This is a genomic window from Photobacterium atrarenae (assembly GCF_024380015.1).
Taxonomy (GTDB): domain Bacteria; phylum Pseudomonadota; class Gammaproteobacteria; order Enterobacterales; family Vibrionaceae; genus Photobacterium; species Photobacterium atrarenae.
In genome coordinates this window covers 43,357-58,231 of the sequence record NZ_CP101508.1, presented here as the reverse complement: position 1 = coordinate 58,231, position 14,875 = coordinate 43,357, and the positions used below count along the sequence as shown (strand labels likewise).

Below are 14,875 nucleotides of genomic sequence, written 5' to 3'. Positions count from 1 at the left end.
AGCATCGCCCCCGCAGCGGAGATCCGCCGCTATTGCGCCCCACCGCGATTCCGCCATAATAGGCGCCCTATTCCCCCCTGACCTGTAGAGAGCCTTGCAATGCTGAGCTATCGCCACAGTTTCCATGCCGGTAACCATGCCGACGTTGTGAAACACATCGTCCAGAGCCTGATCCTCGATGCCCTGAAGCAAAAGGACAAAGCCTTTGTCTACCACGACACCCACTCCGGCGTGGGCCGCTACGATCTGGAAGATGAGCGCAGCGAAAAAACCGGCGAGTTCAAACAAGGCATTGCCCGGATCTGGCAGCGGAATGATATCCCGGCTGCGATCGCCAGTTATATCGAAGCGATCAAAACGCTGAACCAGGGTGATGAGTTGCGCTACTATCCGGGCTCTCCCCGCGTTGCCCGCGCCCAGCTGCGCGAGCAGGACCGGATGGTGCTGACTGAGCTGCACCCGTCCGATTTCCCCCTGCTGCTGCAGGAGTTCCGGGGGGATCGCCAGGTCAAGATATATAAAGAAGATGCCTTTACCCGCCTCAAGGGCAGCCTGCCGCCGAAAGAGCGCCGCGGGGTGGTGCTGATTGACCCGCCGTATGAACTCAAACATGAGTACATGGACGTGGTGAAAGCGATCAAAGAAAGCTACAAGCGCTGGGCCACCGGCACCTACGCAATCTGGTATCCGGTGGTGTACCGGGAAAATATCGACCAGATGATTGCCGGTCTGGAAGGTTTGGGGATCCGCAAAATCCTGCAAATTGAGCTGGGCGTTGAGCCCGATACCACCGAGCGCGGCATGACAGCCTCGGGGATGATAGTCATCAACCCGCCATGGAAGCTGGAGAGCCAGATGCAGGCGATCCTACCGTGGCTACAACAGGCCATCGCCCCGACCCACGGCTTCTACAAAGTCGCCTGGATCGTACCGGAGTAACCTGCGGCCAACGTTATCATCAACAATCTCCAGAAACAGCGGGCTCCGGCCCGCTTTTTTCGGCAATGAGTTATTCCTGCCCGGTGCTCGTAACTCTTACCGTTCTTGATTACACTAGGGCCAGCTAATAAATCGTACAATCCAAGCGGAGAAAGTCATGGCGAAGCATTTTGATTACATTTGTATCGGTGGTGGGAGCGGCGGTATTGCATCGGCAAACCGGGCGGCAATGTATGGCGCCAAAGTCGCGCTGATCGAAGCCAAAGCACTGGGCGGTACCTGTGTCAATGTCGGTTGCGTGCCGAAAAAGGTCATGTGGCACGGCGCTCAGATTGCTGAAGCCATGCACCTGTACGCGAAAGATTACGGCTTCGATGTCGACGTGAAAAAGTTCGACTGGAGCAAGCTGGTTGAAAGCCGCGAGGCCTATATCAGCCGGATCCACACCGCCTACGACAACGTACTGGGCAACAACAAAATTGAAGTGATCAATGGGTTTGCCAAGTTCGTTAATGAGAAAACCGTCGAAGTCAACGGCGAACACTACACGGCCGATCACATCCTGATCGCCGTGGGCGGCGAGCCGACCATCCCGAATATTCCGGGTGCCGAGCACGGGATCGACTCCGACGGCTTCTTTGCCCTGAACGAGCAGCCGCAACGCACCGCCGTGATCGGCGCCGGCTATATTGCCGTTGAAATTGCCGGCGTACTGCACGCGCTGGGCACTGAAACGCATCTGTTCGTGCGTAAAGAATCACCGCTGCGCAGCTTTGATCCGATGATCGTCGAGACCCTGATTGAAGTGATGGACAACGAAGGTCCGACGCTGCACACCCACTCCGTGCCGAAAGAAGTGGTCAAAGAAGCCGACGGCACCACCACGCTGCATTTTGAAAACGGGGAGTCCCACAATACCGATCTGCTGATCTGGGCCATCGGCCGCAACCCGACCACGGACAAGATCAACCTGGCGGCAGCCGGCGTAGAAACCAACGATCACGGCTACATCAAAGTGGACGAATACCAACAAACCAATATCGAGGGGATCTACTGTGTCGGCGACATCATGGAAGGCGGGATCGAGCTGACGCCGGTCGCGGTCAAAGCCGGTCGCCAGCTGTCTGAGCGCCTGTTCAACAACAAGCCGGACGCCAAGATGGATTACAACCTGGTGCCGACCGTGGTCTTCAGCCACCCGCCAATCGGCACCATCGGCCTGACCGAGCCACAAGCTATTGCCCAGTACGGCGAAGATAACGTGAAGGTGTACAAATCCGGCTTTACCGCGATGTACACCGCGGTCACCAGCAACCGTCAGCCATGTAAGATGAAGCTGGTGTGTGCCGGGCCGGAAGAAACTGTAGTCGGCCTGCACGGCATCGGCTTTACCGTGGATGAGATGATCCAGGGCTTCGGCGTGGCAATGAAAATGGGCGCCACCAAGGCGGACTTCGACAGCGTGGTAGCGATTCACCCGACCGGCTCGGAAGAGTTCGTGACCATGCGCTAAGGCAACGCGTAAAGGCAAGCGTGAGACCATGCCGGACACCGCTTAGCACGCCACGCCAAACAGCCCGAATGACCACTGGCTATATCCCTGGATATAGCCAGTTTTTATTGCCGGACCTGATGATTCACCCACGACGCTGCCAAGTTTGTCCTGATCATCAAAATATGCAGCCATGTCCCCTGCCCCCATGGCTCCTTTGGCAGTTGTCATGCTGTTCACCAGCCAGCCCCTTAACATCCACTCTCAGTGAATACGCCATCACTGAATATGCCTTGATGCAAGTTTTCGCTTTCATCCACCTCTCCCCCACCTTGCTGCGCTCCTCAACAGGCGGGGTGAATGAACATCAGCAGTCGTAAACATAACGACAAAGTTATCAAAACTATGATCAAGGTTGGATTCGAAAATAAAATTCTTGTTGATCATTTGTTACCAAAAGGTCAAGATTATCGCGGCGTGATTACAGTCAAATTTAGCATAAAGTGAATAGAAACACAGAAAACACCGTGAACTATTCCATTTCAACGCTAAAAAATGTAATCTTCTACTACTTGATTATGGATAATCAGTGAATATTTATTCCACCAATAATAACTACAGCCACCACTCTGAACGAAAACAATACGTTAAACGTTAAAGGTCGAATATGCAGGAACAGGCACTTACAACATCATCCCCGAGCAAAGCGAACTGGCTGATGTTCTTTATTCCCTCTTTTCTGGGAGTATTTCTCTTTATGGCGCCCATCCAATATCAGGATGCGCTGACAATTCCGATTGCGGTATTGGCCAAGTCCGTCCAAACCGTGTTTGACGGCATGCTGACCGCCATGGTTACCTTTGTGATCAGCCTGGCAGCTGTGGCCACCCTTTTCACCAAACTCTTCAAGCCACGCGTCATTCTCAATAACAGTTTTCTCAGTGGCCTGCTCAACCCAAGCCTGCCTTGGTTTGTGGTCCAGCAGCTTGGCGCTATCTTCGTCCTGATGACCTTCTTCAAAGTCGGTCCAGCGATGATCCACGATGGTGCGACCGGCGGTCTGGTGCTGAATGATCTGCTGCCGGTCCTGCTGTCAGTCTTCATCTTTGCCGGCCTGTTGCTGCCGCTATTGCTGAATTTTGGTCTGCTGGAATTTGTTGGCGCACTGTTTACCCGCATTATGCGTCCGCTGTTTAACCTGCCGGGTCGCTCTGCGGTCAACTGTATCGCGTCCTGGCTGGGCGACGGCAGTGTTGGCGTGCTGATGACCAGCAAGCAGTACGAAAGCAAAATTTACACCGAGCGCGAAGCCGCAGTGATCGGCACGACATTTACCGCCGTCTCCATCACCTTCAGCCTGGTGGTCATTGCCCAGGTCAACCTGGAGCATATGTTTGTTCCGTTTTACCTGACCGTGTGTCTGGCTGGTTTTGTCGCCGCAGTGATTGTGCCGCGCCTGCCGCCGCTATCGTGGAAAAAGGATCGCTTCATCGATGACACCGCGCCAACCGAAGATTTAGAAGCGGTGCCGGCCGGTAAAAGTGTAATTGGCTTTGGACTGGAACAAGCACTGGAAAAAGCCAGTGAAGTGACCAGCCTGCGCAAAGTATTCAAAGAAGGCGTACACAATGCAGTTGATATGGTGTTTGGCGTCCTGCCGGTAGTGATGGCCATTGGTACCATAGCGCTGGTGATTGCCGAAAACACCCCGGTATTCAGCATTCTGGGTCAGCCATTTATCCCGTTCCTGGAACTCCTGCGGATCCCGGAAGCGGCAGCGGCCTCTGAAACCATTGTGGTTGGTTTTGCCGATATGTTCCTGCCATCAATCCTGGCTTCAGGGATTGAGAGCGACCTGACTCGCTTCGTGATTGCAGCCATGTCAGTGACCCAGCTGATTTATATGTCAGAAATCGGTGCCCTGCTGATCGGCAGTAAAATCCCGGTCAAACCATGGGAGCTGTTCCTGATCTTCATCCTGCGGACCCTGATCACCCTGCCAGTCATCGCGCTGATGGGCCACCTGATCTTCTAAACCCGCCGCACTTTCTCCCATTCAAAGCCAGCTGCCCACAGCTGGCTTTGTGTTTTCCACGACACACATCCAGCCCCAATAGATCCAGCCACAACGACCGCGGGCACAGTCCGTATCCCTTAATTTTGACCGGGCAGAGATATAACCAGCGGGAGTGGCCGGTTCGGCGCCAAGGGGATGTATGAATCCCGGTCAAACCGCCCTGAACGACGTAGGGTCGACACGTCGAAACTGACAACACATAGACTTCATGGTGGGGTGTCATAAAGACAGGGCTCAGCAGCGCCCAAGGAATGACAACCCCGCAAGCCGTTTGGTGACAAAATCGACGACTGCAGTATTTGTCCCGCTTGGATGAAAAGATGACCACCCAGGGCTATTCCCAAGAAACCTGAAACAAAAAAGCGGCCATCCGGCCGCTTTTTCATGCGAAGTGTTCACTTACCCTTTATAGATTTTCGGGTTGAAGACATCCCGCAGCCAGTCACCCAGCAGGTTAATGACCAGCACCAGTGCCACCAGCACCAGACCCGGAAAGGCGGTGATCCACCAGGAGCCGGAGAAGATGTAGTTAAAGCCGATGCTGATCAGCGAGCCAAGCGACGGCTGATCGACCGGCAGGCCCAGCCCGAGGAAAGACAGCGCAGCTTCCGACATGATGGCATTGGCCACCTGCACGGTGGAGATCACCAGAATTGGCGACAGGCAGTTCGGCAGGATATGGCGGAACATGATCCGCGGCGCCTTAAAGCCCATCACCCGCGCGGCTTCCACATATTCTTTCTTCTTCTCGGCCAATACGGATGCCCTGACGGTCCGGGCGTACTGCGGCCACTCCGCCACCCCGATAATCACCACCAGCATGATCACCGCATATTGGGCATACAACTCAGCGCCCAGCGCAGTACGGAAAATTGCCGAGACGATAATCGCTACCATCATGGTCGAGAAAGAGAGCTGCACATCGGCAACCCGCATCAGGAAGCTGTCCACCCGGCCGCCAAAGTAACCGGCACTCAGGCCGATAATCACCCCGAGGATCAACTGCAAGCCGACTGCCAGCAGGCCGATGGTCAGCGACAGGCGTGAGCCGTAGAGAATGGTCGAGAAAATATCACGGCCCTGATCGTCAGTGCCGAGCAAAAACCGGCCGTCGCCGTCTTCCATCCAGGAAGGCGGTAACTCAGAGTCCATAATATCAATGGATGAGAGATCATAAGGGTCGGTCGGCGAAATCAAAGGCGCGAATAACGCGGTTACCACAAAGACCAGAAAGACCGCAAAGCTGGTCATTGCGACTTTATCTCTGAGGAAATAATACAAAATATCCGACTTTTTAAACCGCTCCCAGCGGCTCGGTGTGGTCACTGTCGTACTACTCATGACTTACTCTCCTTTGCCAGTCAGATTGACAGTCGGGTTCACCAGGCCATACAGCAGGTCAACAATGGTGTTGGTGACCACAAAGATCAGGCCGACAAATATAACGTATGCGGTGATTAACGGCGTATCGGAGCGGTTAATCGCCTCCAGGAACAGAAAGCCCATCCCCGGCCACTGAAAGACCGTTTCGGTCAAAATGGTGTAAGCCACCATAGTGCCGATTTGGACCCCGCCTACCGTCAGCACCGGCAGCATGGTATTTTTCAGGGCATGCTGGTAATACACTTTATTCATTGCCAGGCCTTTGGCCTTGGCAAACTTAATATATTCAGAACTCAGCACTTCGAGCATCTCAGATCGCACCAAACGGATAAACAGCGGCAGCATGATCGAGGCCAGTGCGATACACGGCAGCACCAGGTGGCTCAGGCCGTCCAAGGTAAAGAAACCGGACTCCCATCCCAGCAAATCACTGGTCTCGCCGCGTCCATAAGAGGGCAGCCAGCCCAGCTCAATCGAGAAAATGTACATCAGCATGATCGCGGTCAGAAAGACAGGAATTGAGATCCCGATACTACTGAAGGCCATCACAACTTTGGTAAAGAAACTTTTCGGGTGGATCGCCGAATAGACCCCAAGTGGGATCGAAACGAATATAATGATCAGCGTCGCACCGAACACCAGCTCCAGAGTGGCTACCAGCTTGCTGAGGATCACATCCGTGGCCGGGCGTTTGTAAAAGTAAGAGGTGCCCAGATCGCCCTGGATCGCATTGCCCAGAAAACGGGTATATTTGGTAATAAACGGATCGTTCAGACCCAACTCATCACGCAGTTGTTGACGTTCAGCTTCTGATACCGACTGGCCCACCAATTCGCGCAGCGGGTCTCCCAGGTTGTCCTGAATGGCAAACGCCACCAGACTGATCACAAACATCACTATCAGTGCCTGAAACAGGCGCTTGACCAGAAACGTAAACATTCCTTGCCCCTTCTATCATCCTGAAAATCGGTGCCGGCGTTTCCCCCGGCACCGAATCTGATTGGCGAGACCGCCAATATTTTCCGTTTTACTCTTCAACCACCAGATCGCCGAAGTACGGATAGTTCATCGCATTCACAATCGGCTTGATGTTCAGCTTCTCGCTGGCACCCCAGGCCAGGTTCTGCCAGTGCAGCGGGACAAACGCGGCATCGTTATACAGGGTCGCCTCCACTTTCTGCAGCATCTGCGCACGTTTGGCCGGATCAGTTTCCACATTCGAAGCTTCAACCAGGCGGTCTACTTCCGGATTCGAGTAGTGGCCACAGTTGTACTGGCCCTTACCCGTTTCTTCGTTGCGGGTCATGGTCAGGAACTCTGAGAAGTTTGCGGAATCTTCCGTATCTGAGTGCCAGCCAATCATCATCATGTCCGCCGCACAGACATCAAACTCAGGCCAGTACTGTGCTTTCGGCATGGTTTTCAGATCAACCTTAATGCCGATTTTCGACAGCATGGCCGCAGCAGCCTGTGCGACTTTGGCATCATTCACATAACGGTTGTTCGGCGCCATCATGGTCAGCTTAAAGCCTTTCTCGTAGCCTGCTTCTTTCATCAGCTGCTTGGCTTTCTTCAGATCATAGCGTGGTACCAGGTTCGCATCATAGCCGGCATAGCCTTCCGGACCTTGCTGGCCAGCAGCTGTCGCGAAGCCCTTCATGATTTTCTTCACGATCCCTTCGTTATTGATCGCATGGACAATCGCCTGGCGAACGCGGACATCTTTCAGCGCTTCATTGCTGTTCTGGTTCATCTGGAACGTGATGATCCGAGTCCCGGGCAGGGTCACCAGCTCAATCCCCTTGGTGTTTTTCACCCGGCGATGGTCATTCGGTGCCACCGGATAAATCATATCCACGCCACCGGACAGCAAGGCTGCCACCCGGGTGGCATCTTCTTTGATCGGCACCAGAGTCAGCTTGTCGACATTGCCTTCCGAGTCCTGATCCCAGTAGTCATTAAAACGCTCAAAGATCACTTCAACGCCCTGCTCACGGGCTGTCACAATAAACGGACCGGTCCCGGAAACATTCGTCGATGCAAAAGAGTTGCCGTGCTTGACCAGCTCAGATTTATCTTTGCCGTCCGCGGTTTTACCGCTGTAGAACTTGCTGTCCATCGGGAAAATGTAGGTCGCGGTTTGCAGCACCAGCGGATAAGGACCTTTGGATTTCAGCTCAACCGTGTAGGCATCAACCTTCTTCATCTCGGTGTAAGGTTCAAAGATCGCTTTGAAGTCAGCGGAGCGCTTGAGGCGATCAAAAGTCCAAACCACATCGTCGGCTGTCAGCTCGTTGCCGGAGTGGAATTTCACCCCTTTGCGCAGTGAAAAGCGAAATGTTGTATCATCGACACGCTCCCAGCTCTCAGCCAGACGCGGCTCAAAATCCAGATCCTGGGTAAAACGGATCAGCGGGTCAAAGACCATATGAGACATTTGCAGTGTACCGCCGGACAGCTGCTCATGGGGATCAAGCGAGACCGGATCCGCGTCATAAGCAACCTTGATATCTGCAGCAGCAGCACTAAAGCTCAGGCCTGCGGCCATGAGCGCCACAGCCAGCTTGGTCTTGATGGTTTTCATTGCATAGCTCCTTTATGCGGGAGGTCACTCCCTTTGTCTTGTGTTTGCTAGGTTATGCTCCCTGCCGCCCGATTGCGGGCAGGGCAGCAGGGTTAGGCTAATTTCAATCCTTCCTGGCTCATGCCTTTAAATTCCGGCATCAGTGAGATCAGTTGTTTGCTGTATTCATGTTGCGGCGAGTTGAACAGCTGCTCGGTCGGTGACACTTCCAGCAGGGTTCCCATCTGCATCACACCAATGCGGTCACACATCTGGCGAATCACCGGCAGGTCATGGCTGATAAACAACATAGTCAGGTTTAGCTCGTCTTGCAGATCTTTGAGCAGGTTGAGAATTTGAGCCTGTACCGACACATCCAGCGCTGAGGTCGGCTCATCGCAGATCAGCAGGCGCGGACGGGTGGCTAGTGCACGGGCAATGGAAATTCGCTGCCGCTGCCCGCCGGAAAATTCATGGGGATATTTCACCCCGGCTGCACGCCCCAGGCCGACATGATCGAGCAGGTCGTTGACGATTTGCCGGGTTTGCGCATCATTCTCGGTTAGCTGATGAAAGCGGATCGGTTCAGCGATAATGTCGGCGATTTTCATCCGCGGGTTCATCGATGAGTAAGGGTTCTGGAACACCATCTGCATCTGACGACGCAGTGGGCGCCGCTCGGCCTCGCTCTTCAACCCGGTCAAATCAATGCCTTCAAACACCACTTTACCGGAGTTCGGCGGATATAAACCGGCAATCACCCGGGCAATGGTTGATTTCCCGGAGCCGGACTCCCCGACCAGGCCGAAGGTTTCCCCTTCAAAGATCTCAAAACTGACGTTATTCGAGGCCTGCACGTACTCCCGGCGACTCTCAAAGAACGAGTGTTTGGTGACAAAGCGCAGGTTGACGTTATCTACCTGCAACAGCGCCCCGGTGTAGCTGCGCTGATCCTGACTCTGGCCCAGCCAGTGGTTTTTTACATCCAGCTGGCTCATCTCTCCGGCTTCTTCGATATAACTCACCAGCGGGAAACGCTCCAGCTTCACATCCGAGCGTGGCACGGCTGAGATCAGGCTTTGAGTATAAGGATGTGAAGGCTGGCCCAGTACCTGCGCCGTCTTGCCGATTTCGACCAGATCGCCGCGATACATCACGGCGACCCGATCCGTGACATTGGCAACAACCCCCATATCATGGGTCACCAGCATGCAGCCGACGTTTTTCTTCACGCACAGCTCACGGATCAAATTCAGAATTTGATCCTGAATGGAGACATCGAGTGCGGTGGTCGGCTCATCAGCGATGATCAGATCCGGCTCGCCAGCCAGCGCAATAGCAATCACCACCCGCTGACGCATCCCGCCAGAAAATTGATGTGGAAATTGCTTGATCCGCAATTCCGGCTGCGGAATGCCGACCTGCGCCATCAGGTTAACCGCACGGGTATAGGCTTCTTCCTTACTAACAGCCAGATTGGTGATAATAGTTTCGGTCAGCTGCTGCTCCACCGTGAACAGCGGATTCAATGACGTCATCGGATCCTGGAAAATAAACCCAATCTTAGAGCCGCGTACCTTGCGCATCTCTTCCGGGGTCAAACCCGATATTTTTTCACCATCCAAGAATACATCGCCACTGGCGATCTGCCCCGGCGGACTCAGAAGATCGATCACGGCGTTACCCACCGTCGATTTCCCCGCGCCCGATTCACCGACCACACCGACAATTTCACCGCGCTCAATCGAAAACGACAGTGATTTCACCGCAGCATGGACCCCATGGCGGGAAGGATATTCGATACGGAGATTTTTAACTTCTAATAGTGCCATTACCAGACCCCAACTGCTCGGCAGTGCTCTGCCCTGTCTGAAAAAGTGAATCCTTTCGAAATCAGCACAATTTGCTGAATATATGTTCAGAAGACAATTTGGCAAACATTTCACAAAAAATCAACAAAACATGCTGAAAATCTGAAATAATGAATATTTTACGAATAAATAATCAATCAAAGGATATTTATAAAGCAAACAAGACAAGTATGAACAAGCAACTAGCTTATAATAATCACGTGTTATCATCAGTGAAACACACTAACAGCGTGGTTATAAGCTATTCCTACCTGCGCATTCAGTTTGCATAAAACAGCAAAGCAACAATTGGTTAATTTAACAAATACAACACAAAGAACCACATAACAACCTCCCAACAACCCATTTATTTGCCATTTCATAAAAAATTCAGGGTATAGAAATATCAACAACTAATATTCATAGCGTGATTCACCAATATAAAACCAAACTTGTAGTGAAATGAAATGTCGTGTTTTGACAAAGATCACAAGCAATCCGCCGCCGAAACCCAACAAGTGTGAAGAAGCGCGATTCTTTAACCTTCCGTCATCCGTTTATCCCAGGCAATCAACAAAAATCAGGGCAAAGCACTTACTATTGTGAATATCATCAATAAAGGTTAATCCAGTACGAAATTGCTCAACAGGCCAGATCATCTGCGGGCCGAACATCAGTGCACAACAGATGGCGAAAAACTGGAAAGATCGGAAACAGGATATGGGTCATACAGCGCTCCGGTATCTATCGCAGATCAGGTGGTGCGATACGCCGAAGAGAAGGGAGAAACCGGTAAAAAGCAGCAGCTCTTTCGAGCCGGGATTTCAATGGTAGTCGGTGAAGCAAGATTCGGACGGGGCGGCCTTCCGTACCCGGCCCAGCGCGTACCGTAACCAAACAACAAACACCAGATAGAAAAAAACCCTAGCTCGAAAGCTAGGGTTTCTAATAGTGGTCGGTGAAGAGGGATTCGAACCCCCGACCCTCTGGTCCCAAACCAGATGCGCTACCAAACTGCGCTATTCACCGATAAATTTTTTGCTTGGTCAGCTCTCCAGAGGGTCGCCTCTGGTCCGCTACTCCCAAGAGCCGGAGATGCACTACAAACTGCGCTATTCACCGACAGTGCTTCGTTATCGAAGACTTGTATTAATGGGGTGGCTAACGAGACTTGAACTCGCGACAACCGGAATCACAATCCGGGGCTCTACCAACTGAGCTATAGCCACCGCTGTTAGTGGTCGGTGAAGAGGGATTCGAACCCCCGACCCTCTGGTCCCAAACCAGATGCGCTACCAAACTGCGCTATTCACCGACTTTGTTCTGCATGGAGTTTTCACCCCTGGATACTGATCAGTATAAATCAATACCACTATAAAATGGGGTGGCTAACGAGACTTGAACTCGCGACAACCGGAATCACAATCCGGGGCTCTACCAACTGAGCTATAGCCACCAATATTTCTTTGCCGTCCTAGACCGGAATGGCGCGCCCGAAAGGATTCGAACCTTCGACCTTTGGCTCCGGAGGCCAACGCTCTATCCAGCTGAGCTACGGGCGCCACGCCCTATCGGCGGAGGTGAATATTACGGATCACGCCCTGCCTCGTCTAGTCTTTTTTTTAATTTTTTTATTGTTCGCTGTAAATCTAGCCAAATAACTATTGATTCGCATCATACAAACACAGCCATCTGGTTTATCACATGAAAAATAGGGGATATAATTACCGGGTTTTTACATTTTAAACAACTTTTACATAATCACTGCCTTGTCCCAACAGTACGATTAACAACAACTTTTGCAATACGACTGTGGCAATCGCACATAAGAATCTGGAAGTGTAAGGTGAGCTCAATGGAATTATCTCTTCGACAACTAATCGTAGCCGCAGTAGCAGCAATGACCTTTGCCGGCTCTGCCGTGGCCGCTGATATGTCAGACGAAGCTATTGCAGAACGTATCAAGCCGGTTGGCTCTGTCTATCTGGAAGGCGATGCCCCGGCAGGTGATGCCGTCGCAGCGGGCCCTCGCAGCGGCGATGCCGTCTATGGCACCTTCTGTGTCGCCTGTCACGGCAGCGGTGTGATGGGAGCGCCGAAGAAAGGCAGCGCCGATGATTGGGCCGCACGCCTGACAAAAGGAAAAGATGTGCTGGCCGACCACGCGATCAACGGCTTCAATGCAATGCCGGCCAAAGGGTCTTGTATGGACTGTAGCGATGATGAAATCATTGCCGCAATCGATCATATGATTGAAGGGCTGTAAGCCAGTACTCAATTCACGAAGGTCCTAAACGACAAAGGGTTGGCTCAGTGCCAACCCTTTTTGATCAAAACGCCTATTGCTCGCGCATGCAATTTGGCGCTACTTGTTAAACATCGCCCGGATATTGGCAATATGTGCCTGGCCTTTTTGCATCCGCTCTTGCTGGCTCAGCGGTTTTTTCTCGGTCTCCCAGTCCAGGTCGTCCTGCGGCAGTTCATAGAGGAACCGGCTCGGTTCCGGCTTGAGCAATTCACCGAACTGACGCCGCTCCTTACACAGGGTAAAAGTCAACTCCTTCTGGGCCCGGGTGATCCCGACATACGCCAGGCGACGTTCTTCCTCGACATTGTCTTCATCGATACTGGTCTGGTGCGGCAGGATCCCCTCTTCCGTCCCGATCAAGTAGACATACGGGAACTCCAGCCCCTTGGAGGCATGCAGCGTCATCAACTGGACCTGATCGGCATCATCATCGTCCTCGCCCCGCTCCATCATATCGCGCAGGGTCAGGCGCTGAACCACTTCTTTGAGGCTCTTGGCTTCCTGATCATAATTGTCTCCCTCCAGGTCAGCTGTGATCCAGCTGTACAGATCGGAGACATTCTTCATCCGCATCTCGGCGGCTTTCGGGCTGGCCGAGCTCTCGTAGAGCCAGTCTTCATAATTAATATCCCGGATCAGCTGCCGCACCGCGGCCACCGTATCGCCACGCTCGGCATTATCACTCAGCTCAACCACCCAACGGGTAAACCGGCGCAGAGACTCCAGCCCGCGTCCGCCCAGATGTTGCTCCAACCCGATCTCGAAACTGGCTTCGAACAAACTCTTGCCCCGCATATTGGCATAAGTACCGAGTTTTTCCAGGGTGACCGGGCCGATCTCACGGCGCGGGGTGTTCACAATACGCAGAAATGCATTATCGTCATCCTGATTGGTCAGCAAGCGCAAATAGGCCATGATATCTTTGATTTCAGCCCGGGCAAAAAATGAGGTCCCGCCGGAGATTTTGTACGGAATCCGGTTTTGCATCAGGGCTTTTTCAAACAGCCGAGACTGGTGGTTACCGCGATACAAAATCGCATAGTCTTTATAAGCAGTGTTATTGAGGAAGCGGTGGGCAATCAGCTCCCCGACCACTCTCTCCGCTTCATGCTCTTCATTCTTGGCGGTGATCACTTTGAGCAGCTCGCCATCGGGAATTTCCGAGAACAGGATTTTCTCGAAGATGTGCGGGTTGTTGGCAATCAGAATATTGGCGGTACGCAGGATCCTGCTGGTCGAACGATAGTTCTGCTCCAGCTTAATCACTTTCAGTGACGGAAAGTCCTGATTCAGCAGCGCCAGGTTTTCCGGCTGAGCGCCCCGCCAGGAATAAATCGACTGATCGTCATCTCCAACCACGGTAAAACGTGAGCGCTCACCCACCAACAACTTCACAAACAGGTACTGGCTGGTGTTGGTATCCTGGTATTCGTCCACCAGCAGATAACGAATCCGGTTCTGCCAGCGCTGACGTACTTCCTGATTATCCCGCAGCAGCAGCACCGGCATCAGGATCAGATCATCAAAATCCAGCGCGTTATAGGCCTTCATCTGCTTCTGATACATCTCATAGCAAAAGGCAAACAGCTGATCTTTCTCAGATTTGGCATGCGATTTAGCATCCGCCGGCGATAGCATGTCATTTTTCCAATTGGAGATGGTCGACAACAGCTGTTTGAGCAGATCTTTGTCACCATCGATCTGCTTCTCGGTCAGCTCTTTGAGCAGCGCCATCTGGTCCTGATCGTCAAACAGGGAAAATCCGGCCTTCAGACCCAGAGCTTTGTATTCGCGACGGATCATATTCAGCCCCAGGGTATGGAAAGTCGACACCATCAGTCCTTTGGCTTCCTGGCGGCCCAACGTCTGCCCGACCCGCTCTTTCATTTCCCGCGCCGCCTTGTTGGTAAAGGTCAGCGCCGCAATATTGCGGGCTTTATAATCACACTGCTGAACCAGGTACGCAATTTTATTGGTGATCACCCGGGTTTTTCCCGAACCGGCACCGGCCAGCACCAAACAGGGGCCAGACACGTATTTTACTGCTTCGGTTTGCCTTGGGTTCAGTTTCATCGGCGTATCCTGTGTCATCGTTGGTCATTAAAAGATCAGCAGGCGCATTGTAGCGAGTTATCACAGCTTGTCTATTCAGTCCGGAAACTCGGCACAAGAACCCACAAGGTGGCGCAAACAACAAGTAAGAAATGGCTTGCATAAGATACTTTGCTGCTTAAAATAATGAATGAACGTTCATTCACCACTT

At 52.7% G+C, this 14,875-nt stretch carries 10 protein-coding genes and 5 tRNA genes; 4 read left to right on the top strand and 11 right to left on the bottom strand.

Translation table 11 applies throughout. From position 1 onward, the window contains the following. Nucleotides 1–99 precede the first annotated feature (99 nt). Both NNL38_RS00280 and gorA read left to right on the top strand, forming a co-directional pair. Nucleotides 100–939, top strand: coding sequence for a 23S rRNA (adenine(2030)-N(6))-methyltransferase RlmJ (locus NNL38_RS00280; RefSeq protein WP_255389054.1), 840 nt, complete (start codon nucleotides 100–102; stop codon nucleotides 937–939). Between the two features lie 157 nt (nucleotides 940–1,096). Further along, nucleotides 1,097–2,452 carry a glutathione-disulfide reductase gene (gene gorA / locus NNL38_RS00275; protein ID WP_255389053.1) on the top strand — a complete coding sequence of 452 codons (1,356 nt, stop codon included), beginning with the start codon at nucleotides 1,097–1,099 and terminating at the stop codon, nucleotides 2,450–2,452. A gap of 42 nt (nucleotides 2,453–2,494) precedes the next feature. Here the strand turns inward: gorA and NNL38_RS00270 are convergent, their stop codons facing one another. Beyond that, a complete protein-coding gene (locus NNL38_RS00270; protein WP_255389052.1) occupies nucleotides 2,495–2,662 on the bottom strand; it encodes a hypothetical protein in 168 nt (55 codons plus the stop codon). Between the two features lie 436 nt (nucleotides 2,663–3,098). Here NNL38_RS00270 and NNL38_RS00265 point away from each other — a divergent pair, with 436 nt between their 5' ends. Further along, on the top strand, nucleotides 3,099–4,466 hold the full coding sequence (locus NNL38_RS00265; RefSeq protein WP_255389051.1) for a YjiH family protein: 1,368 nt from the start codon (nucleotides 3,099–3,101) through the stop codon (nucleotides 4,464–4,466). A 441-nt stretch (nucleotides 4,467–4,907) separates the two neighbouring features. On the opposite strand, the gene NNL38_RS00260 is transcribed toward NNL38_RS00265, so the two are convergent. The 9 genes from NNL38_RS00260 to NNL38_RS00220 all read right to left on the bottom strand — a co-directional run bounded on the left by NNL38_RS00260 (nucleotide 4,908) and on the right by NNL38_RS00220 (nucleotide 11,866). Beyond that, nucleotides 4,908–5,849 carry an ABC transporter permease gene (locus NNL38_RS00260; RefSeq protein ID WP_255389050.1) on the bottom strand — a complete coding sequence of 314 codons (942 nt, stop codon included), beginning with the start codon at nucleotides 5,847–5,849 and terminating at the stop codon, nucleotides 4,908–4,910. Between the two features lie 3 nt (nucleotides 5,850–5,852). Then, entirely contained in the window at nucleotides 5,853–6,830 is a 978-nt protein-coding gene (locus NNL38_RS00255) for an ABC transporter permease (RefSeq protein ID WP_255389048.1), read from the bottom strand. A gap of 88 nt (nucleotides 6,831–6,918) precedes the next feature. Continuing rightward, on the bottom strand, nucleotides 6,919–8,475 hold the full coding sequence (locus tag NNL38_RS00250; protein WP_255389046.1) for an ABC transporter substrate-binding protein: 1,557 nt from the start codon (nucleotides 8,473–8,475) through the stop codon (nucleotides 6,919–6,921). A 92-nt stretch (nucleotides 8,476–8,567) separates the two neighbouring features. Beyond that, nucleotides 8,568–10,286 (bottom strand): dipeptide ABC transporter ATP-binding protein, encoded by a 1,719-nt coding sequence (locus NNL38_RS00245; protein WP_255389045.1) that lies wholly within the window; start codon nucleotides 10,284–10,286, stop codon nucleotides 8,568–8,570. 970 nt (nucleotides 10,287–11,256) lie between these two features. Beyond that, nucleotides 11,257–11,333 (bottom strand) — tRNA-Pro (locus NNL38_RS00240). A 124-nt stretch (nucleotides 11,334–11,457) separates the two neighbouring features. Further along, a tRNA-His gene (locus NNL38_RS00235) sits at nucleotides 11,458–11,533 on the bottom strand. Between the two features lie 9 nt (nucleotides 11,534–11,542). After that, nucleotides 11,543–11,619 (bottom strand) — tRNA-Pro (locus NNL38_RS00230). 65 nt (nucleotides 11,620–11,684) lie between these two features. After that, nucleotides 11,685–11,760 (bottom strand) — tRNA-His (locus tag NNL38_RS00225). A gap of 29 nt (nucleotides 11,761–11,789) precedes the next feature. After that, nucleotides 11,790–11,866: transfer RNA gene (locus tag NNL38_RS00220), tRNA-Arg, on the bottom strand. 293 nt (nucleotides 11,867–12,159) lie between these two features. Between NNL38_RS00220 and NNL38_RS00215 the strand changes: the two genes are divergently transcribed. After that, nucleotides 12,160–12,570: a c-type cytochrome gene (locus tag NNL38_RS00215; RefSeq protein ID WP_255389044.1), complete on the top strand. Its 411-nt coding sequence runs from the start codon at nucleotides 12,160–12,162 to the stop codon at nucleotides 12,568–12,570. A 99-nt stretch (nucleotides 12,571–12,669) separates the two neighbouring features. Here NNL38_RS00215 and rep read toward each other — a convergent pair whose 3' ends face one another. Next, the gene (gene rep / locus NNL38_RS00210; RefSeq protein ID WP_255389043.1) at nucleotides 12,670–14,685 is read right to left on the bottom strand and encodes a DNA helicase Rep; all 2,016 of its coding nucleotides are present in this window, start codon (nucleotides 14,683–14,685) and stop codon (nucleotides 12,670–12,672) included. Nucleotides 14,686–14,875: the final 190 nt, after the last annotated feature.

Excerpts from the sequence above, each read along its gene's own strand:
- NNL38_RS00215 (WP_255389044.1), top strand. The coding sequence starts at position 12,160 with ATGGAATTATCTCTTCGACAACTAATCGTAGCCGCAGTAGCAGCAATG.
- NNL38_RS00245 (WP_255389045.1), bottom strand. The coding sequence starts at position 10,286 with ATGGCACTATTAGAAGTTAAAAATCTCCGTATCGAATATCCTTCCCGC.
- NNL38_RS00250 (WP_255389046.1), bottom strand. The coding sequence starts at position 8,475 with ATGAAAACCATCAAGACCAAGCTGGCTGTGGCGCTCATGGCCGCAGGC.
- NNL38_RS00280 (WP_255389054.1), top strand. The coding sequence starts at position 100 with ATGCTGAGCTATCGCCACAGTTTCCATGCCGGTAACCATGCCGACGTT.
- gorA (WP_255389053.1), top strand. The coding sequence starts at position 1,097 with ATGGCGAAGCATTTTGATTACATTTGTATCGGTGGTGGGAGCGGCGGT.
- rep (WP_255389043.1), bottom strand. The coding sequence starts at position 14,685 with ATGAAACTGAACCCAAGGCAAACCGAAGCAGTAAAATACGTGTCTGGC.
- NNL38_RS00270 (WP_255389052.1), bottom strand. The coding sequence starts at position 2,662 with ATGACAACTGCCAAAGGAGCCATGGGGGCAGGGGACATGGCTGCATAT.
- NNL38_RS00255 (WP_255389048.1), bottom strand. The coding sequence starts at position 6,830 with ATGTTTACGTTTCTGGTCAAGCGCCTGTTTCAGGCACTGATAGTGATG.
- NNL38_RS00265 (WP_255389051.1), top strand. The coding sequence starts at position 3,099 with ATGCAGGAACAGGCACTTACAACATCATCCCCGAGCAAAGCGAACTGG.
- NNL38_RS00260 (WP_255389050.1), bottom strand. The coding sequence starts at position 5,849 with ATGAGTAGTACGACAGTGACCACACCGAGCCGCTGGGAGCGGTTTAAA.